The organism is Pseudomonas sp. Pseusp21 (genome assembly GCF_059492145.1).
In genome coordinates this window covers 605,966-631,185 of record NZ_CP168520.1, presented here as the reverse complement: position 1 = coordinate 631,185, position 25,220 = coordinate 605,966, and the positions used below count along the sequence as shown (strand labels likewise).

Annotated in this window: 18 protein-coding genes and 1 tRNA gene; 12 read left to right on the top strand and 7 right to left on the bottom strand. The window is 61.1% G+C overall.

Going from position 1 to position 25,220, the window contains the following annotated elements:
• Positions 1 to 250: 250 nt before the first annotated feature.
• Positions 251 to 1,051 carry a DUF1206 domain-containing protein gene (locus tag ACEN93_RS02685; RefSeq protein ID WP_495611003.1) on the top strand — a complete coding sequence of 267 codons (801 nt, stop codon included), beginning with the start codon at positions 251 to 253 and terminating at the stop codon, positions 1,049 to 1,051.
• On the opposite strand, the gene ACEN93_RS02680 is transcribed toward ACEN93_RS02685, so the two are convergent.
• Positions 1,045 to 1,959: a LysR substrate-binding domain-containing protein gene (locus ACEN93_RS02680; RefSeq protein WP_011334135.1), complete on the bottom strand. Its 915-nt coding sequence runs from the start codon at positions 1,957 to 1,959 to the stop codon at positions 1,045 to 1,047. The genes ACEN93_RS02685 and ACEN93_RS02680 overlap by 7 nt on opposite strands.
• Before the next feature lie 198 nt (positions 1,960 to 2,157).
• Between ACEN93_RS02680 and ACEN93_RS02675 the strand changes: the two genes are divergently transcribed.
• The 4 genes from ACEN93_RS02675 (at position 2,158) to ACEN93_RS02660 (ending at position 6,189) form a co-directional block, all read left to right on the top strand.
• Positions 2,158 to 2,907, top strand: coding sequence for an SDR family NAD(P)-dependent oxidoreductase (locus ACEN93_RS02675; RefSeq protein ID WP_039768387.1), 750 nt, complete (start codon positions 2,158 to 2,160; stop codon positions 2,905 to 2,907).
• Positions 2,908 to 3,004: 97 nt separating this feature from the next.
• Positions 3,005 to 4,303 carry an MFS transporter gene (locus tag ACEN93_RS02670; RefSeq protein ID WP_041475274.1) on the top strand — a complete coding sequence of 433 codons (1,299 nt, stop codon included), beginning with the start codon at positions 3,005 to 3,007 and terminating at the stop codon, positions 4,301 to 4,303.
• 18 nt (positions 4,304 to 4,321) lie between these two features.
• Positions 4,322 to 5,170 carry a transketolase gene (locus ACEN93_RS02665; protein WP_495611002.1) on the top strand — a complete coding sequence of 283 codons (849 nt, stop codon included), beginning with the start codon at positions 4,322 to 4,324 and terminating at the stop codon, positions 5,168 to 5,170.
• Positions 5,167 to 6,189, top strand: coding sequence for a transketolase family protein (locus ACEN93_RS02660; RefSeq protein WP_495611001.1), 1,023 nt, complete (start codon positions 5,167 to 5,169; stop codon positions 6,187 to 6,189). Before ACEN93_RS02665 ends, ACEN93_RS02660 begins: the two co-directional genes overlap by 4 nt.
• A 16-nt stretch (positions 6,190 to 6,205) precedes the next feature.
• On the opposite strand, the gene ACEN93_RS02655 is transcribed toward ACEN93_RS02660, so the two are convergent.
• Positions 6,206 to 7,183 carry a GlxA family transcriptional regulator gene (locus ACEN93_RS02655; RefSeq protein WP_495611000.1) on the bottom strand — a complete coding sequence of 326 codons (978 nt, stop codon included), beginning with the start codon at positions 7,181 to 7,183 and terminating at the stop codon, positions 6,206 to 6,208.
• A gap of 105 nt (positions 7,184 to 7,288) precedes the next feature.
• Between ACEN93_RS02655 and ACEN93_RS02650 the strand changes: the two genes are divergently transcribed.
• The 3 genes from ACEN93_RS02650 to ACEN93_RS02640 all read left to right on the top strand — a co-directional run bounded on the left by ACEN93_RS02650 (position 7,289) and on the right by ACEN93_RS02640 (position 10,238).
• Positions 7,289 to 8,086, top strand: coding sequence for an SDR family NAD(P)-dependent oxidoreductase (locus ACEN93_RS02650; protein WP_039768382.1), 798 nt, complete (start codon positions 7,289 to 7,291; stop codon positions 8,084 to 8,086).
• A gap of 23 nt (positions 8,087 to 8,109) precedes the next feature.
• The gene (locus ACEN93_RS02645) at positions 8,110 to 8,874 is read left to right on the top strand and encodes an SDR family oxidoreductase (protein WP_011334128.1); all 765 of its coding nucleotides are present in this window, start codon (positions 8,110 to 8,112) and stop codon (positions 8,872 to 8,874) included.
• A gap of 212 nt (positions 8,875 to 9,086) precedes the next feature.
• On the top strand, positions 9,087 to 10,238 hold the full coding sequence (locus ACEN93_RS02640; RefSeq protein ID WP_495611540.1) for an L-dopachrome tautomerase-related protein: 1,152 nt from the start codon (positions 9,087 to 9,089) through the stop codon (positions 10,236 to 10,238).
• A gap of 72 nt (positions 10,239 to 10,310) precedes the next feature.
• Here ACEN93_RS02640 and ACEN93_RS02635 read toward each other — a convergent pair whose 3' ends face one another.
• Positions 10,311 to 11,213 carry a LysR family transcriptional regulator gene (locus tag ACEN93_RS02635; protein ID WP_495611539.1) on the bottom strand — a complete coding sequence of 301 codons (903 nt, stop codon included), beginning with the start codon at positions 11,211 to 11,213 and terminating at the stop codon, positions 10,311 to 10,313.
• A gap of 353 nt (positions 11,214 to 11,566) precedes the next feature.
• On the opposite strand from ACEN93_RS02635, the gene ACEN93_RS02630 reads away from it, so the two are divergent.
• The gene (locus ACEN93_RS02630; RefSeq protein ID WP_103385283.1) at positions 11,567 to 13,960 is read left to right on the top strand and encodes a glucose/quinate/shikimate family membrane-bound PQQ-dependent dehydrogenase; all 2,394 of its coding nucleotides are present in this window, start codon (positions 11,567 to 11,569) and stop codon (positions 13,958 to 13,960) included.
• An 84-nt stretch (positions 13,961 to 14,044) separates the two neighbouring features.
• Entirely contained in the window at positions 14,045 to 15,343 is a 1,299-nt protein-coding gene (locus tag ACEN93_RS02625; protein ID WP_163975228.1) for a carbohydrate porin, read from the top strand.
• Positions 15,344 to 15,410: 67 nt separating this feature from the next.
• Here the strand turns inward: ACEN93_RS02625 and ACEN93_RS02620 are convergent, their stop codons facing one another.
• Positions 15,411 to 17,606, bottom strand: coding sequence for an OsmC domain/YcaO domain-containing protein (locus ACEN93_RS02620; protein ID WP_495610999.1), 2,196 nt, complete (start codon positions 17,604 to 17,606; stop codon positions 15,411 to 15,413).
• A 178-nt stretch (positions 17,607 to 17,784) separates the two neighbouring features.
• Here ACEN93_RS02620 and ACEN93_RS02615 point away from each other — a divergent pair, with 178 nt between their 5' ends.
• A complete protein-coding gene (locus ACEN93_RS02615; RefSeq protein WP_495610998.1) occupies positions 17,785 to 20,406 on the top strand; it encodes a bifunctional diguanylate cyclase/phosphodiesterase in 2,622 nt (873 codons plus the stop codon).
• 99 nt (positions 20,407 to 20,505) lie between these two features.
• Positions 20,506 to 21,789, top strand: a complete 1,284-nt coding sequence (locus ACEN93_RS02610) for an OprD family porin (RefSeq protein ID WP_495610997.1) — start codon at positions 20,506 to 20,508, stop codon at positions 21,787 to 21,789.
• Between the two features lie 9 nt (positions 21,790 to 21,798).
• On the opposite strand, the gene ACEN93_RS02605 is transcribed toward ACEN93_RS02610, so the two are convergent.
• The 3 genes from ACEN93_RS02605 to selA all read right to left on the bottom strand — a co-directional run bounded on the left by ACEN93_RS02605 (position 21,799) and on the right by selA (position 25,214).
• Positions 21,799 to 21,894 (bottom strand) — tRNA-Sec (locus ACEN93_RS02605).
• Positions 21,895 to 21,900: 6 nt separating this feature from the next.
• The gene (selB, locus tag ACEN93_RS02600; protein WP_103385287.1) at positions 21,901 to 23,811 is read right to left on the bottom strand and encodes a selenocysteine-specific translation elongation factor; all 1,911 of its coding nucleotides are present in this window, start codon (positions 23,809 to 23,811) and stop codon (positions 21,901 to 21,903) included.
• A complete protein-coding gene (gene selA, locus ACEN93_RS02595) occupies positions 23,808 to 25,214 on the bottom strand; it encodes an L-seryl-tRNA(Sec) selenium transferase (protein WP_103385288.1) in 1,407 nt (468 codons plus the stop codon). Before selA ends, selB begins: the two co-directional genes overlap by 4 nt.
• Positions 25,215 to 25,220: the final 6 nt, after the last annotated feature.

Genomic DNA, 25,220 nt, shown 5'->3' with positions numbered 1-25,220 from the left:
GTACATGACCGCGATAACCGCTGAAACCCAGATGATGGTCAATACAATCGAGTAACCAGCCAGTTGCTTGTCCATTTTCACCACGGCATCAATATGAATCTGAATGATGGGTCAGGATCGTCCGGCTCGCAACGGCAGCTCGTCCCCTTCATCCATCGCACTCCGGGTAAACGTCCGGACTCCGATTTGTAACAGAACCCCTTTCAGCAACAAGGGTCTGCTCTCTTAATACACCTCGGAAATCTATCCAATGTCCGCGCAACGCAGTCTCGTCATACTCGCTCGGGGCGGATACGCCGCTCGCGGAGTGCTTTATTTGATCATCGGCATATTCGCGCTATTGGCAGCCCATGATTCGACAAAACCCAAGGACAGTCACAAGAGTCTGGAAGCCTTGCTGAGCCAGCCGTTCGGCTATTTTCTGGTGGGCCTTGTGGTGGCGGGTCTGCTTGCGTTTGCAGCCTGGCGTGTCCTGCAAGCGATACGCGATGTCGATCATCACGGCACGCAGCTCAAAGGGCTGGTGATTCGTGCAGGCCTGTTTGCAGGAGGTCTGGTCAACGGTGCTCTGGCGTTTTTTGCATTGGGACTGCTTGTGAGCGGTAGCCGCCGTTCGAGCCATTCCGCAGAGCAGACCAAAGACTGGCTGGCGCATCTTTTGTCTTGGGAACACTCGAATCTATTGTTGTACCTGATTGCGCTCATTCCGCTGGGGGTTGGCGTTGCTCACATCATCAAGGGATGGAAGGCCTCGTTCGAGAAGTATTTTGAGGCCGACGAAGAGGTCATGCGCTATGTCCGTCCGGTGTCTCGCTTCGGTCTGATCGCACGCGGCGTCGTGTTTATGGAGATTGCTTTGCTGCTGGCCGTCAGCGGTTCCGCTTATCAAGCCATGGACCCGCCTGGCATGAAGGAAGCGCTGGACGCGCTGCAGAATCTGCCCGCCGGATGGCTTGTCCTGATGGTGATGGCCCTGGGGCTGATTGCCTTCTCGGTTTACAGTTTCTCGAAAGCGTGTTGGCGCAAGATCAATATGGATGTGCTTCAGTAACTGAAGTCATGCCCCAACTCACGCTGCATCCATTCCAGAAAACGCCTCACCCGTGGAAACCCCGCATGCGCCTTCGGGAAAACCAGGTGGTGTGCGGTGATCGGGGCGCTCAACCCGGGAATGACTTCGACCAACTCTCCGCGCGCCAGGTAGTCCTGCGCCAGCAGCGTGCTTTCCAATGCAAATCCAAGCCCGTGGCTGGCGGCTTCGAGGGTCATGTAGGAGCGGTCAAAGCTCAAGGTATAGGGGCTTTCAGGGCGCGACAGCCCGTGTTGAGCAAACAGTTGCGGCCACTTGATCAGCGTCGCTTCCGACAGGATCAGGTTGCAGTCCAGCAAGTCGGCGACCGCGCGGATGGGACGTTTTTCCAGAAGCTTGGGTGATGCGAGAACTGCGATTTTTTCGTTGCGCAGCGTACGCACTTCGAAACTTGGCCAGTTCGGCATGCCGTGGCGGATGTCCACGTCGATCTTGTCCCGACTGAAGTGCAGCGATTCATAGGAGCATGAGAGATTGAGCTGAATGTCGGGATGGCTCTCGCGAAACTGTTCCAGGCGCGGCATCAGCCACAACAGGCCGAAGCTGGGTGATGAATGCAATCGCAGACAGTCGAGGCTGACATCACTGGTCGCGCGCTCTGTTGCCACCGCCAGGCTGTGCAGGATGCCGGATATCTCGGACAGGTATTGCTCGCCCACGGGCGTCAACGTCACTCCCCTGGCCGTTCTGAGGAACAACTGCCGCCCGATCATCGCCTCGAGCTTGGCCAGTTGGTGACTGACTGCCGAGGGCGTCAGGTCCAGCACTTCGGCCGCACGCGCGACGTTGCCAAAGCGCGCAGTTTGCTCAAAGGCCTGAATGGCTTTCAGGGGTGGCAGGATTGGCGGTGCTTCGCCGGATGAACTCATGATGAGGGTTGTTCCGCTGCAAGTGGCTGAGGCCGGGCGTTCGACTATTCAAACACCGCAACCGCATGTTGGCGAGTGCTGAATTTTTTTCAGCATCCAGTGAAGTTTGCGTTATTGCTCAGGGTCGTTGCGGGAGACAAGCTGAGTCATCGGTTCTGCACGGACCGACTCAATAACAACAATCAGAGGTTTTCTCCCATGCTTCTTCAAGGCAAAGTCGCGATCATCACAGGTGCTGCCTCCGCACGTGGTATCGGCCGCGCGACAGCTACGACCTTCGCTCAACATGGCGCCCGGGTGGTGATTCTGGATCTGGACGCATCCGCTGCCCGGGATGCCGCTGCCTCTTTGGGCGAGGGTCATCTCGGCCTGGCTGCCAACGTCGCCGACGAGTCCCAGGTGCAGCAGGCTGTCGCCACCGTCATCGAACACTTTGGCCGGATCGACATACTGGTCAACAATGCCGGCATCACCCAACCCCTCAAGACCCTCGATATCCGCCCCGGTGATTACGACAAGGTGCTGGACGTGAGCCTGCGCGGTACGTTGCAGATGTCCCAGGCGGTAATTCCGCTCATGCGCCAGCAAGCCAGCGGCAGCATTGTGTGCATGTCTTCGGTTTCCGCGCAGCGCGGCGGCGGCATTTTTGGCGGGCCTCATTACAGCGCCGCCAAGGCCGGTGTGCTGGGCCTGGCCAAGGCCATGGCGCGTGAGCTGGGGCCGGACAACGTGCGCGTCAACTCCATCGCCCCCGGCCTGATTCACACCGACATTACTGGCGGCCTGATGCAGGACGAGCGCCGCCACGCGATCATCGACGGCATTCCGTTGGGTCGCCTGGGCGAGGCGCAGGATGTGGCCAATGCGGCGCTGTTCCTGGCCAGCGACTTGTCCTCCTATCTGACTGGCATCACCCTGGATGTGAACGGCGGCATGCTGATTCACTGACACACGTGGCGGGCCTCGCGGCCCGTGCGGTTCTGGATCGATGATACGGCCGGGCAAACTTGCCCGGCGGTCAATAAAAACAAGAGATCAGACCATCATGACTACCCTGTCGCTCGAAGCCGTTTCGGCGGTGCGTTCCAACGCCTACCGTAAAACCGCCTGGCGCCTGATGCCGTTCCTGATGCTGTGCTACCTGTGCGCCTACCTCGATCGCGTCAACGTCGGCTTTGCCAAACTGCAAATGATGAACGATCTGGCGCTCAGCGAAACAGTCTACGGGCTGGGCGCGGGCATGTTCTTCATCGGCTACTTTCTCTGCGAAGTGCCCAGCAACATCATCCTGCACAAGGTCGGCGCGCGAGTCTGGATCGCGCGCATCATGATCACCTGGGGCATTGTCTCCGCCCTCTTCGCCTTCGTCGAAACCGCCTGGCAGTTCTACGCCCTGCGCTTTCTGCTGGGCATTGCCGAAGCCGGCCTGGCGCCGGGGCTGCTGCTGTACCTCACCTACTGGTTTCCGTCCTACCGGCGTGCGCGCATGACGGTGTTGTGGTTCATCGCTATCCCGCTGTCGGGCATGGTCGGCGGCCCGCTCTCCGGCTGGATCATGAACCACTTCGCCGGTATGCACGGCTGGGCCGGCTGGCAATGGATGTTTGTGCTGGAGGCTGTGCCTACGGTGGTTGTCGGACTGCTGGTGCTCAGCTACCTCAAGGATGGCGTGCATCAGGCCAGTTGGCTCAACGACGACGAAAAAGCCCTGATCACCCGTGAGCTGGCGGAGGATGACCAGCAGAAAGTGACGCATGCGTCCGTGGGCGAATTCATTCGTGACCGTCGCCTCTGGCTGCTCGCGGGGATCTATTTCTGTGTGGTGATGGGACAGTACGCAATTACCTTCTGGCTGCCGACCCTTGTGCGTAATGCCGGTGTCTCCGATCCGATGAAGATCGGCTTGCTGACCAGCCTGCCTTATCTCTGTGCCATCGCCGCCATGTTGCTGGTCGGACGCAGTGGCGACAAACATCGCGAACGCCGCTGGCACCTGATCGTGCCGATGATCGCCGGGGCCATCGGCCTGACCCTCGCGGCGCTGATGGGAGGCAATGTGATGCTGTCCATTCTCAGTCTGTGCCTGGCGGCTTCCGGCATCCTGTCCGCGACCTCGCTGTTCTGGATGCTCCCCACCACGCTGCTTGGTGGTGTCTCCGCCGCGGCCGGCATCGCCGCCGTCAACAGTTTCGCCAACCTTGCCGGCTTCTGCTCGCCCTACCTGATTGGCTGGATAACCACACTCACAGGCTCCAGCGCTATCGGCATGTACCTGATCACCGGCGTATTGCTGATCGGCGCCTCGCTGGTCCTGCGCATTCCCGCTGCCTTGGTCAATCGTTGATTCACAGGAGAATTCACCATGACTGCCAACCTTTCATTCACAACACCCCAGACGCTGGCCGAGCGCGCCCACAACATCCGCCGCCATGCCTTGCGCATGGGCCAGGTGCAAGGCCAGGGCTACGTCGGCCAGGCCCTCGGTGCGGCGGACCTGCTCGCGGTCGCCTACTTCCATGCGCTGAGTTATCGTCCCGAAGACCCGGCGTGGGAGCCGCGTGATCGTTTCTATCTGTCGATCGGTCACTATGCGATTGCGCTGTACGCGGCGCTGATCGAAGCCGAGATCATCCCGCTCGATGAGCTTGAAACCTACGGCTCGGATGACAGCCGATTGCCGATGTCGGGCATGGCCGCCTACACGCCGGGCATGGAAATCACCGGTGGCTCGCTGGGTCAGGGGCTGGGCATCGCGGTCGGCGCCTGCCTGGGCCTCAAGCGCAAGGGCTCGACATCGTTCGTCTACAACCTGCTGTCGGACGGCGAGCTGAACGAAGGCTCGACCTGGGAAGCCGTGATGTCGGCCTCGCACTGGAAGCTCGACAACCTGATCGCCATCGTCGACGTCAACAATCAGCAAGCGGACGGCCATTCCAGCGAGATCCTGTCGTTCGAACCCATCGTGGATCGCTGGAAAGCGTTTGGCTGGTTCACCCAGCGCGTCGACGGCAACGACCTGGACGCACTGGTCGAAGCCTTCGATGCCGCCCGCCAACACACCGGCACTCAGCCACGGGTGATCATCTGCGACACCACCATGGGCAAAGGTGTGCCCTTCCTCGAAAACCGCGAAAAGACCCATTTCATCCGCGTGGACGAACACGAATGGGATCTGGCACTGACCACGCTTGAAGAAGGAAAAAACCAATGAGCAACGCCGCCAACACACCGACCTCGACTGGCGAACCGATCAAGAAGCGCCTGACCACCTCGGCGATGATTGCCTCGATTGCCTCTGAAGGCCAAGCCACCCGCTCAGCACCCTTCGGACATGCATTGGCTGCACTGGCGGATCAGCGTCCGGACATCGTCGGCCTCTCCGCTGACCTGTCCAAGTACACCGACCTGCACATTTTCGCCAAGGCCCACCCGGATCGTTTCTATCAGATGGGCATGGCCGAACAGTTGCTCATGAGTGCGGCCGCAGGCATGGCCCGCGAAGGCTTCGTGCCGTTCGCGACCACGTATGCGGTGTTCGCCTCGCGTCGCGCCTATGACTTCATCTGCATGGCCATTGCCGAGGAAAACCTCAACGTCAAAATCGTTTGCGGATTGCCCGGCCTCACCACCGGCTACGGCCCCAGCCACCAGGCCACCGATGACCTGGCGATCTTTCGGGCGATGCCCAACCTGATGATCGTCGACCCTTGTGATGCCTTGGAAATCGAACAGGCCGTGCCCGCCATTGCCGCGCATCAGGGGCCGGTCTACATGCGGCTGCTGCGCGGCAACGTGCCGCTGGTGCTGGATGAGTACGGGTATCAATTCGAGATCGGCAAGGCCAAGACCCTGCGCAGCGGTAACGATGTCCTGATCATCTCGACCGGATTGATGACCATGCGCGCATTGGAGGCCGCCAAGGCGCTGCAGACCGATGGCGTCGATGTCGCCGTGCTGCATGTGCCGACGATCAAACCGCTGGATGAACAGACCATTCTCGCCGAGGCCCGCAAGTCTGGCCGGCTGGTGGTTACCGCAGAAAACAGCTCGATTATTGGCGGGCTGGGTGAAGCGGTTGCCGGGGTACTGCTGCGCAACGGAGTGACGCCGACGTTCAGGCAGATTGCATTGCCCGACGCCTTCCTCGACGCCGGTGCATTGCCGACACTGCATGATCGCTATGGCATTTCCACCGACGCCGTCTGCGCGCAAATCAAATCCTGGCTTTGACTGCTGATCGGGGCGCTTACGGATGAGCGGCCCGATCAGATGGATTCTCCTGGCCGATCCGCCTGGCATCCCTTCGAACTGCCTGCGGCGGAACGCCAAACCCTCGCATGAATACTTCGCGCATGTGGCGACGGTCTCGAAACCCCGTTTCCTTCGCCACACGGTCCAGACTGTGACGACTTTGCTCGATCATCACGCGAGCGGCCTCCAGACGCAGGCTTTCAACAGCCTTGGCCGGTGACTGGCCTGTCTCGGCGGTAAACACCCGGGTGAATTGTCTGGGACTCAAGTGCACGACGTCGGCAAGTTCCTCCACGCTGAGCGGGCGGTCCAGGTGCGTGCGCGCATACTCCAGCGCACTTTGAATACGGTCCGACTTTGGAGCAAGCGTAAGCAGTTCCGAATGCTGGGATTGCCCACCCGAACGCCGTTGATGCATGACCAGTTTGTGCGCCACCGACCTGGCCATGTCGGTGCCCAGATCCTTTTCCACCATGCCCAGCGCCATGTCCAGCGCGGCTGTCATGCCTGCCGACGTCCAGACGGGACCGTCGACGATGAAGATCCGGTCTTCCTCGACCTCGATTCTTGGATGCAGCTCACGGAGCTTGTTCGCATAGGCCCAGTGGGTGGTCGCCCTCCGATCGTCCAGAACCCCAGCCTGCGCCAGAACGAACGAGCCGGTACACAGACCTGCTGTGCGTCGGGCTCCATCGACGAAGGCGCGCACGCTGGCCAACACTTCTTCATCTGGTCGATTCAACGGGGTCAGCGTACCGGTAATCATCCACGTGTCGGCCAATCCCGGGGCGCCCAGAGGGAGCGTGTCGATGTACATGCCCAACGAAGAACGCATGGTCCCACCACCGATCGAGAAGTTCTGGACCTTGTAGATCTCTTCCCCCGCAACGATGTTGGCGAACTCGAATACAGCCTGGGTTGCCAGGGACATCACCTGAAAACCTTCGGTAATCAGATAGCCGACGCGATGCATGACTGAACTCCTTTTTGAATGTCTTTAAACACTACCATATACGTCGTTTAAGACATCTACCACATCCTTCATCATGGCTCCACACCCAACCCACGGAGCTTGATCATGTCGCAACAATACAAAGGCACTGCACTCATCACCGGCGCGTCCACCGGCATCGGCTCGATTTACGCCGAACACCTTGCCCGCCGGGGTTACGACCTGGTGCTGGTGGCGCGCAACCGCGAACGTCTGAACGCACTGGCCAGCCGCCTGACCAGCGAAACCCGGCAGAACATCGAAGTGTTGCAGGCCGATCTTGGCCGCCCCGAGGACCTCGCCAAGGTAGAACGCAAGTTGCGTGAGGACGCCAGCATCACTTTGCTGGTCAACAATGCCGGCATCGGCACCCATACCGGCCTGCTGGAGAGTGATGTAGAGCGAATGGCCGAGATGATCACGCTGAACGTCACCGCCCTCACCCGCCTGACCTACGCCGCGATTCCAGGTTTTGTCGCCCGCGAACGAGGCGCCGTGATCAATATTTCCTCGATCGTCAGCCTGGCGCCGGAGCTGCTCAACGGCGTGTACGGCGGCAGTAAGGCCTACGTCACCGCGTTCACCCAGTCCCTGCACAAGGAACTCTCGGATAAAGGCATCCGGATCCAGGCCGTCCTGCCCGGCGCAACCGCGACGGACTTCTGGCAAATCGGTGGATTGCCTGTCGAACATCTGGATCCGGGCATCGTGATGTCGGCCCAGGACCTGGTCGCCGGCGCTCTGCAGGATTTCGACAACGGCGTGCTGATCTCCATCCCCTCGATGCACGACCTGCAAGGTTACGAGCGTTACGAAGCCAGCCGCCAGGCCTTGTTCTCCGAGCTCTCGAGCAACCGGCTCGCACCGCGCTACAACGCCAACTGATCGCTATCAAAAGGATATGAATCATGAAACTCAGCGCTAACACGATCTTCATCACCGGCGGCACCTCCGGCATTGGCCGCGCTTTGGCCGAGGCATTTCACCAGCGCGGCAATCAGGTCATCATCGCGGGCCGTCGACAGGCCCTGCTGGATGAGATCGCCCGGGCCAATCCCGGTATCGACACGGTCCAGCTGGACATCAATGACCCGCAGCAAATCAAGGATGTCGCCCAGGAAGTCATACGCCGCCACCCCTCGCTGAACGTGATCATCAATAACGCCGGGATCATGCCGTTCGATAATCCAGCCTCGGGTGATTACGACGACGAACAGGCGGTGAGTCTTTTGCAAACCAACCTGCTCGGCCCGGTGCGTGTCAGCGCCGCATTCGTCGAGCACCTCAAGCGTCAACCCGAAGCCTTCATCATCAACAACAGCTCCGTGCTGGCCTATCTGCCACTGGCTGCGACAGCGTTGTACTCGGCGACGAAGGCGGCCATTCACTCCTACTCGCTGTCGCAACGCTTCACCCTGCGCGACACCCGCGTAAAAGTGCTGGAGATCGCGCCGCCATGGGTCGACACCGACCTGATTCACAAAAGCGGCGATGAACGCGCCATGCCGCTCGACGAATTCATTCGGGAAACCCTGGAAAAACTCGAAACGGCGACCACGGAAGTGTTGGTGGATCGGGTCGTCCCGTTGCGAGCCAACCAAGGCATTAATGAGCATGCGCTGATCAATCAGTTCAACCAGGCACTGGAGGAGAACCCGATTCCGGTCGCCTGAGTTGAAGCCATCTGTCGTCAAGGCTGCCAGCCCTCCCTGATGGAAGGCTGGCCGTTTTGTATTTTCCGCAAAATGCGGAAAGTCTTCCTGCGATCTGCTTCTGTCTGAAGAAGGTCTTCGTGCATAGCCTGTCACTGCCTTCTCGCGCTCACTGATTTATCGCGTCTCGTGCTGGAAGGCTCCTCACATCACTGGCGCTCAAGGACTTGAACATGAACAGATTATTTAAAATCGCAGGCCTGGCCCTTGCGGTATCCGTAAGCGGCTTGGCCGTAGCGCAAAGTGATACGGGCAAAGGCGCCGTCATCGAACGTGTTTACGCGTTCAACGGGGCCATGCCGACAGGCGTGACGGTAACCGAAACCGGCCGGATCTTCGTGAACTTCCCCCGCTGGGGTGATGACGTGCCCTACACCGTTGCGGAAATTTCCAACGGTCAGCTTGTGCCCTACCCTGATCTGAAAACCAATGTCGCGGATCCGCAGAACCCGGCCAAGGGATTCATCAGCGTGCAAAGTGTGGTTGCCGACGGCAAAGGCCGCGTCTGGGTGCTCGACACGGCAGCACCGAAGTTTTCCGCGCCTCAGGCGGGCGGAGCCAAGCTGGTGGCGATCGACCTGACCTCCAACAAGATCACAAAAACGATTGTGTTCCCTGACGACGTCATCCTGCCGACCACCTATGTCAATGACGTGCGCTTTGACTTCCGTACAGGCAAGGAAGGGACCGCCTACATTACCGACTCTTCGGTCAGCGGCCCTGGCGGCATCATCGTGGTCGATCTGGCGAGTGGCCAGGCAAGCCGCAAACTGACTGGTGCCCAATCCACCTCGGCCGACCCGTCCTTTATCCCGAAGGTTGAAGGCAAGCCCGCACTGGTGACGCGCGATGCTCAAGGCAAAACCGGCCTGTTGACGGTGGCGTCTGACGGTATTGCCCTGTCCAGTGATGGCAAGACGCTTTACTTCTGCCCGTTATCGAGCAGGCATCTGTACGCCGTGCCGACTGCCCTGTTGCGTGATCCGGGTGTGAGCGATGCCGAACTGGAAAAAGCCGTCGTCGACCTCGGTGAAAAAGGTGCTTCCGACGGTCTTGAAGCCGATGCCGACGGTGCCGTGTACGCCGGTGACTACGAGCACAACGCGATTCGCAAACGCCTGCCGGACGGTCGCTGGCAGACGCTGGTCGAAGACTCACGAGTGCTTTGGCCCGATACGTTGTCGATCGGCCCGGACGGCTATTTGTATTTCACCGCCAACCAGCTGCATCGCTCGGCAGGTTTTAATGACGGACAGGACAAACGCGTCAAACCGTACAGCCTGATGCGCGTCAAGATCGGCGCCAGGCCTGCAGCGACGCACTAAAGAAACGTCAGAGCAATGAGGTATGGCTCAAAGGCCTGAACCTGACGCGGCACCTGCAGCCTCGTCAGGTTCTCAATGAGCTACGTAACGTTCGAAGCGTTGCGCCAGGAAAGCCCTCAATGCCTGCACGGCAGGTGTGAGCGAGGTCCGATGGGGGCAGACGAGTTGGAGCGGTGCCGGCTGCCCGACGTCTGCCGGGAAAAGCTCCACCAGTCGACCGCTGCGCAAGTCATCCAGCACATCGATTTTCGACCTGTAGACGATTCCGAAACCGGCAACCGCCCAGCGCCGGACGATATCGGCATCATCACTGACCCGGTCGCCCGTCACCTGAACGGTCCTGACACCGTCCGCCGAATGAAAGCTCCAGCGTTCGTAGGTCTGCTCGCCCATCACAAATCGAAGGCAGTTATGGTTGCCCAATTCTTCAGGTGTGGCTGGCTGGCCGTGGCGGGCCAGATAGTCCGGCGAGGCGCAGACCGTTCTTCTGTTCGACGGCGCCAGGGCCAGAGAGACGAGGCTGGAATCGGCCAACAAACCATAACGGATACTGGCATCCAGTTGTTCGCCGACCAGGTCGGCAACCTGATCGCTGACCCGTAACTGCAACAGCACCTTCGGATGCAGTTGCTGAAACTCGTCGAGCCATCGCAACAGCACGTTTCGGCCGATATCCGACGGTATCGACAAGCGAATCGTGCCGGCGATTTCATCGCGACCTTCACTCAGCGCGATCTCGCCATTTTCGAGCGCTTCGAGTGCCTGCCGGGCATGGGAAAGATAGCGTTCGCCATCGTCCGATAATCTCAAGCGCCGGGTCGAGCGAACGAACAACCGTGCTCCAAGACTGCCTTCAAGACGCTGAACCGCTCCGCTGGCCAAGGCTGGAGAAATGTCGAGCAATCGGGCGGCGGCGGAGAAACTGCCGGCCGCAGCCGTGGTGACGAATACCTGAAGGTCATCTACGCGGACTATTTTCTTCACGATCACGAAATTCTGTAGGGTGCGGACGAAGTTTTTCAGCGTAATGGGAAAAATGATCATTGCCCAGCCGTCGCTCAGGCGCCGGCGCTGTTAGCCATTAGTCTAATCAGCCCAGGCACCGGCGTGATCACTGCGCGAACCATGTCTGTCACAAATCCCACTTCCCCTGACAGAAAAGCGACTTTCAACCGCATTTCAATATCGCTTGCAGCCTTACAGGCGCAAACCGTCCCCCGATCCGACGCTTCGCTGAGCAGCAAACTACACTTCATGCTGATTTAGTGATTTAACTAGGTAGTTACCTAACTATATAATGCACGCCTCATTTCAACGGGACATTCAACGTGAAGCAGAGTCAACGCCTCTCGGGCATATCAACATTCATTCTGGTCGGGCTGGGCGTGATCATCGCCCTGCTCGGCCTGGCACTGGCCGCTGGCGGTGTGAAATTGGTCAGCCTGGGAGGCTCCTGGTACTTCCTGGTGGGTGGTCTGGTGATGGCCGTTTCCGGTCTGCTGATCGCGCGGCGCAAGCCTGCCGGTGCCTGGCTGTTCGCGGCGTTTCTGGTTGGGACCGCCATCTGGGCCGTGATCGACGCAGGGCTGGTGTTCTGGCCGGTGTTCTCCCGCCTGTTCATGTTCAGCGCGGTGGGTCTGGTGGTCGCGCTGGTCTATCCGCTGCTCAAACGCGCCAATGGTGACGTTGCAGGTCGCGGTGCTTACGGCGTTGCGGCTGTTCTGGTCGTTGGACTGGCCGTGGCTGCCGGCAACATGTTCGTCGCGCACCCGACCGTCGCCCCTACCGGCACCGGCCCGGGCCTCACCCCGGTCGAGCCGGAAAAGGCGCAGAAAGACTGGGCCCACTACGGCAATACCGAAGGCGGCAGCCGCTTCGCCGCGCTGGACCAGATCAACCGCAGCAACGTCGACAAGCTGAAAGTGGCGTGGACCTACCACACCGGCGACATCGCCGAGAGCGATGGCAACGGTGCCGAAGACCAGCTGACCCCACTGCAGATTGGCAACAAGGTGTTCATCTGCACCCCGCACAACAACCTGATTGCGCTGGATGCCGATACCGGTAAAGAGCTCTGGAAAAACGCGATCAACGCTCAATCCAAAGTCTGGCAGCGTTGCCGTGGCATGGCGTATTTCGACGCCAGCGCCGCCGTCGCCAAACCGGCCAGCGCGCCAGTGAGCGCTCCAATCGCCAACTGCACACGTCGCTTGCTCACCAACACCATCGACGCCCGCCTGATCGCGGTCGATGCCGACACCGGCGAGTTCTGCCGGGGTTTCGGCAACAACGGCCAAGTGGATCTGAAGGCCGGTCTGGGTGATGTGCCGGACAGCTACTATCAACTGTCCTCGGCGCCGCTGATGGCCGGCACCACCGTGGTGGTTGGCGGTCGCGTGGCCGACAACGTGCAAACCGACATGCCGGGCGGCGTGATCCGTGGTTTCGACGTCATGACCGGTGCCATGCGCTGGGCGTTCGACCCGGGCAACCCGCAGGATAAACAGGCACCGGCCGATGGCAAAACCTATGTTCGCAGCACGCCGAACAGCTGGGCCCCGATGTCCTACGACCCGGCGACCAACACCGTATTCCTGCCGATGGGCAGTTCGTCCACCGACATCTATGGTGTCGAGCGCAGCAAACTGGATCACACCTACGGTGCCTCCGTCTTGGCGCTGGACGCCAACAGCGGCGAAGAAAAGTGGGTATTCCAGACCGTGCACAACGACCTCTGGGACTTCGACCTGCCGATGCAGCCAAGCCTGATCGACTTCACCAAGGACGGTAAAACCGTACCGGCGGTGGTCATCGGCACCAAGGCCGGGCAGATTTACGTGCTCGACCGCGCCACTGGCAAACCGTTGACCGACGTAAAGGAAGTGCCGGTCAAGGCCGCCAATATCCCCAACGAGCCGTACTCGCCGACCCAGCCGAAATCCGTGGGCATGCCGCAAGTCGGTGCCCAGCACTTGACTGAATCGGACATGTGGGGCGCCACCCCGTACGACCAGCTGCTGTGCCGGATCGATTTCAAGTCGATGCGTTACGACGGCTTGTACACCGCGCCGGGCACTGACAAATCCCTGAGTTTCCCGGGTTCGCTGGGCGGCATGAACTGGGGCAGCATTTCCACTGACCCGGTGCACGGTTTCATCTTCGTCAACGACATGCGTCTGGGCCTGTGGATTCAGATGATCCCGTCGCAGAACAAGGCTCAGGCCTCTTCCGGTGGCGAAGCGCTGAACACCGGCATGGGTGCCGTGCCGCTCAAGGGCACGCCTTACGCCGTGAACAAAAACCGCTTCCTGTCGGTCGCCGGCATTCCGTGCCAGGCCCCGCCGTTCGGTACGCTGACCGCCATCGACATGAAAACCCAGAAAGTCGCCTGGCAAGTGCCGGTCGGCACCGTTGAAGACACCGGTCCCTTGGGCATCCGCATGCACCTGCCGATCAAGATCGGTCTGCCAACCCTCGGCGGCACGCTGTCGACCCAGGGCGGCCTGATCTTCATCGCCGGCACCCAGGACTTCTACCTGCGCGCCTTCAACAGCGCCAATGGTGAAGAAATCTGGAAAGCGCGTCTGCCGGTCGGCAGTCAGGGTGGCCCGATGACCTATGTGTCGCCGAAAACCGGCAAGCAATACGTGGTCATCACCGCCGGTGGCGCTCGCCAGTCGACTGATCGCGGTGACTACGTGATGGCTTACGCCCTGCCGTAAACCGTCGCGTTCGCCTTCGTTTCACTTGTGCGCGGCACCTTCGGGTGCCGCGTTGTTTCATGTCCTTCGCTCTGGATTTGCGCAATGTCATTGGCTGTTCGCTTTTCTCACGCCGGGGTTTTCACCGGCATGCTGTTCGGTCTCACCTGCGGCGCTGCCCTGCCCGCCCTTGCCGATACCGATTCGAACGTATTTACCCGCAGCACCCTGACCGGCGACTGGGGCGGCCTGCGCCACCAGTTCGACGAAGACGGCATCAAGTTCACCGGTGATTACACCGGCGAAACCGCCTACAACGCCGACGGCGGCCTGCATCGCTCGGCGCGTTACTCGCAGAACATCAAGCTCGGTGCGCAGTTCGACCTGAGCAAACTGTACGGCGTCGATAACGCCGGCAAGATTCAGCTGACCATCAACGATCGACGCGGCAACAGTGCCTCCGAAGATCTGGTCGGCAACCGTCTGCCGATCCAGGAAAACTACGGCGGCCTCTACACCCGCCTGACCGAGCTGAGCTACGAGCGCAGCCTGTTCACCCCGGCACTGAACGTCAAACTCGGCTACATGGCCATGGGCAACGACCTCGGCGGCCTCGACAGCGGCATTCTCTGCAACTTCATGAACGCCGGTTTCTGCGGTCACCCGCTGAACATGTCCGGTGGCAGTGGCTGGACCAACTACCCCAACGCCCACTTGGGTGTGCGGGTGAAATACGACCTCTCCCCGGCCTGGCAACTGCGCGTGGCCGCGTTCAATGTCGATCCGGAAAGTAACGGCAATTCCAGCCGTGCCTGGCACTTGGGCCCGAAACACACCACCGGCACCGTGGTGCCGATCGAGCTGGTCTACAAGCAGGCCGGCAAACTGCCCGGCGAGTACAAGCTCGGGTATTACTACGACAGCTCCGACGTCAAACGCATCGGCAGTGACAAGGAAGTGTCCGGGCGCGGCGGCCATTACGTCCTGATCGACCAGGCCGTTTGGGCCTCAGACGCCTCCGAAGGCCGCAGCCTGCACGCTTTCGGCCAATACTCGGCGGCCAGCGAAGCAGCTTCGCCGTTCAGCAAGTGGTACGGCACCGGTCTGGTTCTGTACAAGCCTTTCGAAGGCCGCCCGCGTGACACCGTGGCGCTGGGCTACGGCCGCGCAGTGCCGAACCCGCGCAGCCGCGATGTGCTGCAGGACACCGCCATGGCCAATGGCGCCGCGTTCCCCAATCTGGACAGCGCCGAACAATTGATCGAACTCGGTTACGGCTATCAGGCCACGCCTTGGCTGACGCTGCGCCCGAATGTGCAATACATCATTGAACCAGGCGCGTTCTCCGGCCAGGACATCGACAATGCGTTGGTGTTTGGATTGCAGGTGAAAGCCGCGCTCTGACACCATCATCTGCCGACCACAAAAAAAGCACCCGAAGGTGCTTTTTTTGTACGTGCCGCCAACCGAATCAACCCGCGAAGTTGGCCCGCGCTGCATGCAGTTTCTTGTAGCTCTCGATCAGGCGCAGATGCCGATCCAGCCCCTCCAGTTTCATGCTGGTCGGCGTCAAACCGTAGAAGCGCACGCTGCCATTGACCGAGCCGATCGCCGCGTCCATGCGCTCGTCGCCGAACATGCGGCGGAAGTTGGCTTCGTAGTCTTCCAGCTGCAGATCCTCGTCCAGCTCCATTTCCAGCACGACGTTGACCGCTTGATAGAACAAGCCGCGCTCGACGGTGTTGTCGTTGTATTGCAGGAAGGCTTCGACCAGATCCTTGGCCTGCTCGTACTTCTGCAAGGCGAGGTAGATCAGCAGGCGCAGTTCGAGAATGGTCAACTTGCCCCATGGCGTGTTGTCGTCGAACTCGATGCCGATCAGCGTGGTGATATCGGTGTAATCGTCCAGCTCGCTGTGTTCCAGGCCTTTGGCGAGATTGCGCAGACCGACCTTGCTCAGGTTGTGCAGGTTGAGGATGTCGGCCCTGAATTGCAGCGCTTTGTTGGTGTTGTCCCAGATCAGGTCTTCTACCGGATAGATCTCCGAATAGTCCGGCACCAGAATACGGCACGCCTTGGCGCCGATGTGCTCGTAGACCGCCATGTAGACTTCCTTGCCCATGTCTTCGAGGATGCCGAACAGCGTTGCGGCCTCTTCGGCGTTGGAGTTTTCGCCGTTGCCGGAGAAGTCCCACTCGACGAATTCGAAGTCAGCCTTGGCGCTGAAGAAGCGCCACGACACTACGCCGCTGGAATCGATGAAGTGCTCGACGAAGTTGTTCGGCTCCGTCACGGCCTGGCCCGAGAAGGTCGGCTGTGGCAGATCGTTGAGACCTTCGAAGCTGCGGCCCTGCAGCAACTCGGTGAGGCTGCGCTCCAGCGCCACTTCGAAGCTCGGGTGCGCGCCGAACGAGGCGAACACGCCGCCGGTACGCGGGTTCATCAGCGTCACGCACATCACCGGGAATTCACCGCCCAGCGACGCGTCCTTGACCAGCACCGGGAAACCCTGCTCTTCCAGCGCCTGGATCCCGGCGAGGATGCCCGGGTACTTCGCCAGCACCTCTTGCGGCACATCCGGCAGGGCCATTTCGCCTTCGAGGATTTCGCGTTTGACCGCCCGCTCGAAGATTTCCGACAGGCACTGCACCTGCGCTTCGGCCAGGGTGTTGCCGGCGCTCATGCCGTTGCTGAGAAACAGGTTCTCGATCAGGTTGGACGGGAAATACACCACTTCACCGTCGGACTGACGCACGAACGGCAGCGAGCAGATGCCGCGCTGGGTGTTGCCTGAGTTGGTGTCGAACAGGTGCGAGCCGCGCAGTTCGCCGTCGCGGTTGTAAATGCCCAGGCAGTATTCGTCGAGGATTTCCGCAGGCAACTCATCCTTGGCACCCGGCTTGAACCAGCGCTCGTCCGGGTAATGCACGAACTCGGCATTGGCGATCTCTTCGCCCCAGAACTGATCGTTGTAGAAGAAGTTGCAGTTGAGCCGCTCGATGAACTCGCCCAGCGCCGAGGCCAGCGCGCTCTCTTTGGTCGCGCCCTTGCCGTTGGTGAAGCACATCGGCGACTGCGCATCGCGGATGTGCAGCGACCAGACGTTGGGCACGATGTTGCGCCACGATGCGATTTCGATCTTCATGCCCAGGTCGGCCAGAATCCCCGACATATTGGCGATGGTCTGTTCCAGCGGCAGGTCCTTGCCGGCAATGCAGGTGCCCGCGCCTGAGGTGGACGCCGGCATCAGCAGGGCCTGGGCATCGGCGTCGAGGTTCTCGACTTCCTCGATCACGAACTCCGGCCCGGCCTGTACCACCTTCTTCACCGTGCAACGGTCGATCGAGCGCAGGATGCCCTGGCGATCCTTCTCGGAGATGTCCGCCGGCAGCTCGACCTGGATCTTGAAGATCTGGTTGTAGCGGTTTTCCGGGTCGACAATGTTGTTCTGCGACAGACGAATGTTTTCGGTCGGGATATTGCGGGTGCTGCAGTACAACTTTACGAAGTAAGCCGCGCACAAGGCCGACGACGCCAGGAAATAGTCGAACGGACCCGGTGCAGAGCCATCGCCCTTGTAACGGATCGGTTGGTCGGCCACCACCGTGAAGTCATCGAACTTGGCTTCGAGTCGGAGGTTGTCGAGAAAATTGACCTTGATTTCCATGCGGGTTACCAGAATAGCGGGCTAAACAAATTGGCCGCCATTATCCGGCTTTTGAGCGTGAAGTCTTGTGCTTTTGCGCAACGGGGCCTGAGCGGTTCGACACGCTTGGCACAACTTCTGAACATCTCGAAGCCGAAGATGTTCTAGATTGAAGAAGTACCGGATCAAGGACGAGCAAATGGACATTTCCAGCCGTGCGACGTCGTTACCCACCCTGCAGGGCTCTGTCACCCGGCGTCTGGCCATTGCGGTGGGCGCGCTGTTCATTGTCGGGGTGATGGCGGCGACCGCTGCGTTGCTCGGCATTGCCACTCAACTGGATGAGGAGGACGTCAATGACGTCCGGTTCTATTCGGCCCGGGCGCTGGAAAACCGGATTACCGCATCCAAGAACTACATCACCAGTTACGCCTACTGGACGACAGCGTATGAACGTTTGAGCGGTACGGTCGACACGAACTGGGCGTACACCGAGCAGAACATGGGCAAGACCCTGTTTACCAGCGACGGCTATGACGGTCTGTTCGTGCTGGATCGGGAACGCACCAAATACGCCGTCGTTCGCGGGCAAATGCTCGATGCGCAACTGCCCCAGTTCCTTCAGCTTTCGGCGAACAGCCTGGTGGAGCAAGTGCAGAGTCAGCCCGACCTGACCAGGCCCGTCAGTACTTATTCATTGTTCGAAGACTGGCCGGCGCTGGTCACCGCGGCGGCGATCCTTCCCAACGATGAGCGCCCAGTGGGCGATCCCCAAAAGACCTCGGTACTGGTATTCGTCGACAAGCTGACGCCCACCAAGTTGCGCAAGATCGGCAGCGGGTACGGCCTGAACAATCTGACGCTGGCACCGGACGAGACCATCGATCCGGGCCAGCCTCGCGTCCCGCTGGACAGCACCGGATACAGCCTCGTTGCAGATCTGGAACGACCGGGCCAGCATCTGCTCTGGTCGTTGCTGCCAACGCTCGGCCCCGCTTTGCTCGTGTTGATGGCGCTGACGGTCTGGTTCTTTCGCCATGCGTTACGTTCCTCGCGGTATGTCGACGACAGTTTCGAAGCGATGCAGGCGTCGAATCAGGCACTGCTGGCGTCCAACCGCGCACTGGAAGCCAGCGAGGAGCGCTTTCGGGCGGTGGCCGAAGCGGCGTCCGACTGGATCTGGGAGGTGGATGAAGCGTTGTCCATCACCTATCTGTCGACCCGGTTCAGCGCGGTCACCGGCTATCCGCAGGCGCAGTGGATCGGGAAACACATCGGGCACTTGCTTGTCTGCGACACCACGCCGCTGGATCTGTGGCTGAAGAAACTCGATGAGGAGAGCAACGCCAGCGACCTGCGCTGCACCTACCGTGACCGCAAGGAACAACAACGCCACTGCCGCCTCTCGGCCAGGCCCATCGTGGAAAGAGGGGCAGTGGTCGGCTATCGCGGCACGGCCAGCGACATCACCGATGAAGTCGCCGCCCATGCGCAGATCCAGCACCTGTCCTTGCATGACGCGCTGACGGGTCTGCCCAACCGCAACAAACTGTCGCGCTATCTGGATGACGCCCTGTTGCTCAAGGAGCACGCTCCGCCTTTATCGGTGCTGATGATTGACCTGGACAATTTCAAACCGATCAACGATTCCCTCGGGCACCCGGCCGGCGATGCGGTGTTGCAAGAGGTTGCCGGCCGTCTGCGCGAATGCACGCGCGACCACGATATCGTCGCCCGTCTGGGCGGTGATGAGTTCGTCGTGGTGCTCTGCGGCATGGACACGCATCAGGAGATCGACAGATTCTGCACACGCCTGATCGGCAGCCTGCATCAGCCCATCCTCTTCGAACAGCAACCGTTGCACATCGGCGCCAGTGTCGGAATCGCCCTGAGCCGGCGTCACGGGTACGTCGCCAGTGAGCTGATCCGTTGCGCGGACATTGCGCTGTACCAGGCCAAATCCGAAGGCAAGAACACCTGGTGCTATTTCGAAGCGCACATGAGCGACCAGATCCAGACCCGCCGGCAGATGGAGGACGACCTGCGCAGGGCCCTGAAGAACAACGAGTTCGTGCTGCACTATCAACCCCGATACAAGGTCGATGGCAAGGAAATCGTTTCGGTCGAGGCTCTGGTGCGCTGGCAGCATCCGGTAAAAGGGTTGCTCGGACCGGATTTATTCATTCCGCTGGCCGAACAGACCGACCTGATTGTTCCCCTGGGTCGCTGGGTCCTGCGTGAGGCTTGTGAAACGGCGCTTACGTGGCCGGCGGACATTCTCCTGTCGGTGAACCTGTCACCTGCGCAGTTTGCGATCAGCGATGTGGTCGAAGATGTACGTGAAGTGCTGGTTGGCACTCGCTTCCCGGCCAGCCGGCTGGAGCTGGAAATCACCGAGAACGTGATGCTCAACGACACGGACGGCGCGTTGACCACCATGAACGCGCTCAAGGAACTGGGCGTGCGGCTGAACATGGACGACTTCGGCACCGGATATTCCTCCCTTGGCTACCTGCGTGCCTACCCGTTCGACGGCATCAAGATCGACAAACGCTTCATCGCGTCCATCAGCACCGGCGCCAATGATCGTGCGGTGGTGCAGGCCATCATCGGACTGGGTAAAGCGATGGGGCTGACCGTGACCGCAGAAGGCGTCGAAACCGAGGAACAATTGGACATCCTGGGCAAGGATCAATGCAACGAAGTCCAGGGTTATTACATGAGTCGCCCGATCGACAAGGCGGCCTTCGCCAGTCTTCTGCAGGCATCAAGAGCCGCCGCTGTCGATCCTTCCAGGCAACGAAAAGGCCGGGTGACCTGAGGACGCTGACTCAGCACATCCGCTCAATCGCAGCACGAATGTTTGCTTCAGTATCCGGCAACTTCCCTCACGGCCGGTCACTGACACATGAAAGGTTTCATGCAACCGCGTTTCGCCCTGGCACTGTTGTATTGCGCAATGGCCGACTCGGCATTTGCCAGCGGTTTTCTCGACGACGCCAAGACCGAGGTGCTCAGCCGCAACTTCTTTCTGAGCAACGATTACCGCTCGCCCTCGCCCGCTGGAAAAAACTACAAACAGGAATGGGCTCAAGGGTTTATCGGCACTTTCGCATCCGGTTTCACTGAAGGAACCGTCGGGGTTGGTCTCGATGCCCACGCCTTTTATGGGCTGAAACTCGATGGCGGCAAGGGGCACTCCGGCACGGGATTATTACCGGTGGACAGTGATGGCCGCAGCGAAAGCGAATATTCCAGCGCCGGTGGTGCGCTGAAGTTGAAGACTTCGAAAACCACCCTCGCCTTCGGTGAAATGACCGTGGAAACGCCGGTGTTCGACACCTCGGACAAACGCCTGCAACCGGAATACGCCACGGGGTTGCTGCTCGATAGCCACGAAATCGAAAACGCATGCGTTGTGGCCGGGCGCTTCACGGCGTTCAAGAATCAGGACAGCTCTTCCGGCAAAGGCGACTTCCAGGGCTATGGCGCCAGCACCCAAGGCGAAAGCATCAGTTTTGTCGGCACCGAGCTGTTCAGCGACAGCCCGGTGGGCGGCGCGCTGTATGCGTCCGATCTGAGCGACACCTGGCGCCAGTACTACGCCAACCTGCATTTCAAACAGTCCGGTCTGTTGCTTGACGCCAACGTCTACCACACCCGCGACACCGGGCAGGCATTAGCCGGCGACATCGACAACACGGCGTTCAGCCTATCGGGCAAATACACCTTCGGCGCCCACGCGGTGATGCTCGGCTGGCAACGCATCAATGGCGACACGCCGTTCGATTTCGTCGGCGGCGACTCGATCTACCTGGCCAACTCGATCAAATACGCCGACTTCAACGGCGCCCACGAGCGCTCCTGGCAAGCGCGCTACGACCTGGATCTTGGCGCCTTCGGCATTCCCGGGCTGAACTTCATGACCCGCTACGTCGCCGGCAGCCACATCGACGGCACTCACGCGCCCAAGGGCGGCGCCTATAACCCGTTCGACGCGGATTCCGGTGAATATCAGCCTCAGCAAGGGGACGGCGGCAAACACTGGGAACGCGACATCGATCTGCGTTACATCGTCCAATCCGGCGCGGCCAAGGATCTGTCGGTGCAGCTGTCCCACGTTTCGCACCGGGCCAACAGCGCTCAGGCGGGCGACGACATTGACCGGATCTACGTGGTGATCCAGTACCCACTGGGGTTTTGAGGGGAGAAATGGCGGAAGGCAGCCGGAGTCGAACCTGCCCGGGAACGGATGCCGTCCCCAACCGGGTTTGAAGCCCGGCCGCGCCACCGGGCGCGATTGCCTTCCTTGAACTCAGTCGGCGCCGGGGTTGGCCAGCGCACTGTCGGTGCGGATTTGCCGGCCTTCGCCGACGCGCCGGGTCAGGCCCAGCCGATCGAAGTATTCAAGGATCTGAATACTGCGCTTGCGTCCCAAGCCTAGCGCATCGCGGAAGGCCGTGACTTCGATCTGCGGATTTTCTTCGGCCAGGCGCAGCAGCACCGCCACCATTTGCCGCAGCGTGATGTCGGTGACAAACAGGTCGCGCACCACTTGATGCATCACGCCAAGGCGCGCCAGTTTGCGCAGCAGCAAACGCACGATCGCGTCTTCCAGACCGACGACTTTCGCCACGTCACGTACCCACGGCGGATCGAAACCAGCCTGTTCGAACAACGGCTGCAACGCCTGCCACAGGGCTTCGTCGTCGGCGCTCAGGCGCACCTGATGGTCGGGCAAATGCAGCCACGGGCCGCTGGCGACCAGCGAGCCGGCGCCGAGCAGTTCTTCCAGCAGGCTGATGAAGGTCGCGCGTTCGAGGCTCAAACCGCTGAAACGCCGCAGACGGTCGCGGTCCGGGCCCATCTGATCGGGCTCCAGCTCATGAAAGCGCGCCAGTTGCTCCAGCAGCCTGAACTTGAGCATGCCCCAGCGCTGCGCATTGAACAGCACCGGGCCCTGACGGGTTTCGATCAGGCGGACATTGTCCGGCAGCGTCCAGCCGTCACGCGGACGGTTGAACTGTCGCTCCAGGCGTTGCGGGTCGAGGCCGCTTGCGCTGTATTCCAGTAACGTCGGCAAGGCCTGTTCCAGCTCGGAGCTGATCGCCAGTGCCCGCAGTTGTGCCAGCCGTTCCGGGCTGCGCCGCTGGCGGGCCGGGGCGAAAGGATCAAGGACGCGCCCGCCGCCAAGGGTTCGCTGGGCGCTGGCATCACGCAGGATCAGCGGATCACCGTGGACGCCGTGCACCGGGACGTTCGTCAGCACTTGCGCAAACATGCGCTCGCCGGGCGCCAGGCTCGAACCCTCCAGCAAGGCGACCCGGGCGATCACGTCCTGCGTGCCGAGATGCAGGTGCACCGGCTGGAAATGCTCGAAAACCCGCTCGCCCGGCAACAACCGGAATTCGATATCCAGCCGCTGGGTCGGCGCGTGCAGCCATTCGGCGAGCAACCATTGGCCGCGATGGATCTGCCCGAGTTCCAGGCGATCCGCGCTGATGTTCAGGGCCACGCGCTGGCCGGCGAAGGCTTGTTCGGCAGTCTGATTCTGCGCGTGCAGACCTCTGACCCGCACGGTTTTGCCCGCCGGGCCGAGGCTGAGTTTGTCACCCACGGCGACCAAGCCCGAAAGCGCCGTCCCCGTCACCACAATACCGGCGCCGGCGACACTGAACGCCCGGTCGATGGCCAGGCGAAAACCGCCTTCGCGACTGCGCTCCTCTGCGTCTATCTCCAGCAACGCCTCGCGCAGCGCGTCGACGCCCTCGCCCGTCACGCTGGAAACCGTCAGCAACGGTGCTTCGGCATAGGGTCCGGTCGCCAGCAGGCTTTCGACTTGTCGGTGAACCTCTTCCACCCTGCCCGCCTCGACCCGATCACACTTGGTGATCGCCACCAGCGCCCGTGGAATGCCCAGCAGCTCGACAATCGCCAGATGCTCGCGGGTCTGCGGCATCACCCCGTCATCCGCCGCCACCACCAGCAACACCAGATCGATGCCCTGCGCGCCGGCCAGCATGTTGTGGGTGAATTTCTCGTGGCCCGGCACGTCGATGAAACCGGTCAGCCCGGCGCCGGGTGCCAGTTCGGCGTACAGATAACCGAGGTCGATGGTCATCCCGCGCTCGCGCTCCTGCGGGCGGCGGTCGCCGGTTTGCCCGGTCAGCGCTTCGAGCAGTGACGTCTTGCCGTGGTCGATGTGCCCTGCCGTGCCGACGATCACGTTTGCAACTGCCCGAGTTGTGCCTGCCACGCCGGTTCATCGTCGAGTTGCCGCAGATCCAGCCACAACGCGTCGTCATCGATGCGCCCGAGCACCGGGATCGGCAGGGCACGCAGCGCGGCTTCCAGATTCAGCAGGCAACGTCCGCGCAGGCGTTTCGATACCTGTGGGCGCAGGCACAGCGCTGCGCTTGGCAGGCGCGCCACCGGTTGGCTGCCACTTCCGATCATGCCCAACGCGGGCTCTGCCGTGACGTTCCACTCTTCGCCCAACACTTGAGACAAGGCCGGTTGCAGGCGTTCGGCCTGGGCCAGAATGTCAGCTTGCGGCCGGGTCAGCAGGCGCAGGCTCGGCAAGCGTTCGGCCAGACGATCCGGGTCGCGATAGAGTCCGAGCACCGCTTCCAGTGCCGCCAGCGTCAGTTTGTCGACCCGCAATGCGCGTTTCAGCGGGTTCTTCTTGATCTTCGCGATCAAGTCCTTGCGCCCGACAATCAACCCCGCCTGGGGCCCGCCAAGCAGTTTATCGCCGCTGAAAGTGACGATGTCAGCGCCATCGAGCAGCGCCTGACGCACCGTCGGTTCCGCCGGCAAGCCCCAGCGGGTCAGGTCCAGCAGACTGCCGCTGCCGAGGTCTTCGAGCAGCGGCAAGTCATGTCGATGGGCCAACGCCGCCAGTTCGGAGGTCGGCACCCGGGCGGTGAAGCCTTCGATGCTGTAGTTGCTCGCGTGCACGCGCATGATCAGGCCGCTACGTGGGCCTATCGCCGCTTCGTAGTCGCGGGCATGGGTGCGGTTGGTGGTGCCGACCTCGTGCAGGCGCACGCCGGCGCGGCTCATGATGTCGGGGATGCGGAACGCGCCGCCGATCTCGATCAGCTCGCCCCGGGAAATGATGCCTTCCTTGCGCGCGCCGAGGCTGTTGAGCGTCAGCAGCACAGCGGCGGCATTGTTGTTGACCACGGTCACGGCTTCGGCGCCGGTCAGTTCGCGGATCAGGCCTTCGATCAGATCGTCGCGGTCACCGCGCTTGCCACTGGCCAGATCGAACTCCAGATTCAAGGGATAGCGCGCCGCCAGTTGCACCGCTTCAATGGCTTCTTCGGGCAACAAGGCCCGGCCGAGGTTGGTGTGCAGCACGGTCCCGGTCAGGTTGAACACCCGGCGCACCTGGCTGCGCTGCTTCAATGCCAGACGTTCGGCGACCCTTCCGGCCAGCGCTTCAGGGCTGATTTCAACGGCGGTCAGTTGCCCCGCCACCACCGCTTCGCGCAAGTCATCCAGTAATTGGCGAAACCCCGTCAACAAGGCCTCACGCCCGTAACGCTCGGCCAATGGCTGGCACGCCGGGTGGCGCAACAGGCTGTCAATCGACGGTAACCGCAGGGCAACACTTACGGACATCAGGCA